General features: G+C 53.0%; 2 rRNA genes. Both read left to right on the forward strand.

Annotated elements, in window-relative coordinates:
• Positions 1-91: 91 nt before the first annotated feature.
• Positions 92-2,971, forward strand: a 23S ribosomal RNA gene (locus PQR42_RS45255).
• A gap of 224 nt (positions 2,972-3,195) precedes the next feature.
• A 5S ribosomal RNA gene (gene rrf, locus PQR42_RS45260) occupies positions 3,196-3,304 on the forward strand; the annotation flags it as partial.

Consider the following 3,304-nt stretch of genomic DNA (forward strand, 5'->3'; position numbering starts at 1 on the left):
TGGAATACGGCGCAACACGAATACTCAACCTGTAGCGATGTGGCAAACACGATCTTCCCAGTGAAGGCCGTGCGAGACACACCCGTTATAGGGTCAAGCGAACAAGTGCATGTGGTGGATGCCTTGGCGATCACAGGCGATGAAGGACGCGGTAGCCTGCGAAAAGCGGTGGGGAGCTGGCAAACGAGCTTTGATCCACCGATATCCGAATGGGGAAACCCGGCCCGTATGGGTCATCCATGACTGAATACATAGGTCATGCGAAGCGAACGCGGTGAACTGAAACATCTAAGTAACCGCAGGAAAAGAAATCAACCGAGATTCCCAGAGTAGTGGCGAGCGAAATGGGACCAGCCTGTACTCTTTATCTTCATTGTTAGTCGAACGCTCTGGAAAGTGCGGCCATAGCAGGTGATAGCCCTGTAGACGAAAACAGCGAGGAAGAACTGGGTGTACGACAAGTAGGGCGGGACACGTGAAATCCTGTCTGAAGATGGGGGGACCATCCTCCAAGGCTAAATACTCGTGATCGACCGATAGTGAACCAGTACCGTGAGGGAAAGGCGAAAAGAACCCCGGGAGGGGAGTGAAATAGATCCTGAAACCGCATGCATACAAACAGTCGGAGCCTCGCAAGGGGTGACGGCGTACCTTTTGTATAATGGGTCAGCGACTTACATTCAGTGGCAAGCTTAACCGATTAGGGCAGGCGTAGCGAAAGCGAGTCCGAACAGGGCGATTCAGTCGCTGGGTGTAGACCCGAAACCAGGTGATCTATCCATGGCCAGGATGAAGGTGCGGTAACACGTACTGGAGGTCCGAACCCACTAACGTTGAAAAGTTAGGGGATGAGCTGTGGATAGGGGTGAAAGGCTAAACAAACCTGGAAATAGCTGGTTCTCTCCGAAAACTATTTAGGTAGTGCCTCGTGTATCACCTTCGGGGGTAGAGCACTGTCATGGTTGTGGGGTCCATTGCGGATTACTACGCCATAGCAAACTCCGAATACCGAAGAGTGCAATCACGGGAGACAGACATCGGGTGCTAACGTCCGGTGTCAAGAGGGAAACAACCCAGACCGCCAGCTAAGGTCCCCAAATATTGCTAAGTGGGAAACGAAGTGGGAAGGCTAAAACAGTCAGGAGGTTGGCTTAGAAGCAGCCATCCTTTAAAGAAAGCGTAATAGCTCACTGATCGAGTCGTCCTGCGCGGAAGATGTAACGGGGCTAAGCAATATACCGAAGCTGCGGATGCATATTTATATGCATGGTAGGAGAGCGTTCCGTAAGCCTGCGAAGGTGCATTGAAAAGTGCGCTGGAGGTATCGGAAGTGCGAATGCTGACATGAGTAGCGATAAAGGGGGTGAAAGGCCCCCTCGCCGTAAGCCCAAGGTTTCCTACGCAACGTTCATCGGCGTAGGGTGAGTCGGCCCCTAAGGCGAGGCAGAAATGCGTAGCTGATGGGAAGCAGGTTAATATTCCTGCACCATTGTTAAATGCGATGGGGGGACGGATCGCGGAAGGTTGTCCGGGTGTTGGAAGTCCCGGTCCTTGCATTGGAGAAGGCGCTTTGGCAAATCCGGGCGCGGAATTCAAGGGTGCGAGGCCATTCACTTCGGTGAAGAAGCAACTGGAAGTGGTTCCAAGAAAAGCCTCTAAGCTTCAGTTTAACAAGACCGTACCGCAAACCGACACAGGTGGGCGAGATGAGTATTCTAAGGCGCTTGAGAGAACTCGGGAGAAGGAACTCGGCAAATTGGTACCGTAACTTCGGGATAAGGTACGCCCCTGTAGCTTGACTGGCCTGCGCCAGAAGGGTGAAGGGGTTGCAATAAACTGGTGGCTGCGACTGTTTAATAAAAACACAGCACTCTGCAAACACGAAAGTGGACGTATAGGGTGTGACGCCTGCCCGGTGCCGGAAGATTAAATGATGGGGTGCAAGCTCTTGATTGAAGTCCCGGTAAACGGCGGCCGTAACTATAACGGTCCTAAGGTAGCGAAATTCCTTGTCGGGTAAGTTCCGACCTGCACGAATGGCGTAACGATGGCCACACTGTCTCCTCCCGAGACTCAGCGAAGTTGAAGTGTTTGTGATGATGCAATCTCCCCGCGGCTAGACGGAAAGACCCCATGAACCTTTACTGTAGCTTTGCATTGGACTTTGAACCGGTCTGTGTAGGATAGGTGGGAGGCTTTGAAGCGTGGACGCCAGTCTGCGTGGAGCCATCCTTGAAATACCACCCTGGTTTGTTTGAGGTTCTAACCTTGGTCCGTTATCCGGACTGGGGACAGTGCATGGTAGGCAGTTTGACTGGGGCGGTCTCCTCCCAAAGTGTAACGGAGGAGTACGAAGGTACGCTAGGTACGGTCGGAAATCGTGCTGATAGTGCAATGGCATAAGCGTGCTTAACTGCGAGACCGACAAGTCGAGCAGGTGCGAAAGCAGGTCATAGTGATCCGGTGGTTCTGTATGGAAGGGCCATCGCTCAACGGATAAAAGGTACTCTGGGGATAACAGGCTGATACCGCCCAAGAGTTCATATCGACGGCGGTGTTTGGCACCTCGATGTCGGCTCATCTCATCCTGGGGCTGTAGCCGGTCCCAAGGGTATGGCTGTTCGCCATTTAAAGAGGTACGTGAGCTGGGTTTAAAACGTCGTGAGACAGTTTGGTCCCTATCTGCCGTGGGCGCTGGATATTTGAAGGGGGCTGCTCCTAGTACGAGAGGACCGGAGTGGACGAACCTCTGGTGTACCGGTTGTCACGCCAGTGGCATCGCCGGGTAGCTATGTTCGGAAGAGATAACCGCTGAAAGCATCTAAGCGGGAAACTCGCCTTAAGATGAGATATCCCCGGGGCTTCGAGCCCCTTGAAGGGTCGTTCAAGACCAGGACGTTGATAGGTCAGGTGTGGAAGCGCAGTAATGCGTTAAGCTAACTGATACTAATTGCCCGTAAGGCTTGATCCTATAACAGGTGTGTTTCGTCATGAGTTAGTGCTTCAGCACTTACTCAGGACAACCCCCGAAGGGGGCGCTGTGAACCTCCAGAGGAGGTCGCAGAACGCACGGTTGAGATCAGTGTTGTGCCAGAAACAGCACAACCCCAACGCTTTACCCTGGTGAGCATCACCAGAAACTACTTCTTCCCGATTGGCTGTATTGCCCCCAAGGCAGTGCGGCAACAAGTCATGCCTGATGACCATAGCGAGTCGGTCCCACCCCTTCCCATCCCGAACAGGACCGTGAAACGACTCCACGCCGATGATAGTGCGGATTACCCGTGTGAAAGTAGGTAATCGT

Origin of the sequence: Paraburkholderia sediminicola, from assembly GCF_046027355.1 — a bacterium.
Classification (GTDB): Bacteria; Pseudomonadota; Gammaproteobacteria; order Burkholderiales; family Burkholderiaceae; genus Paraburkholderia; species Paraburkholderia sediminicola_B.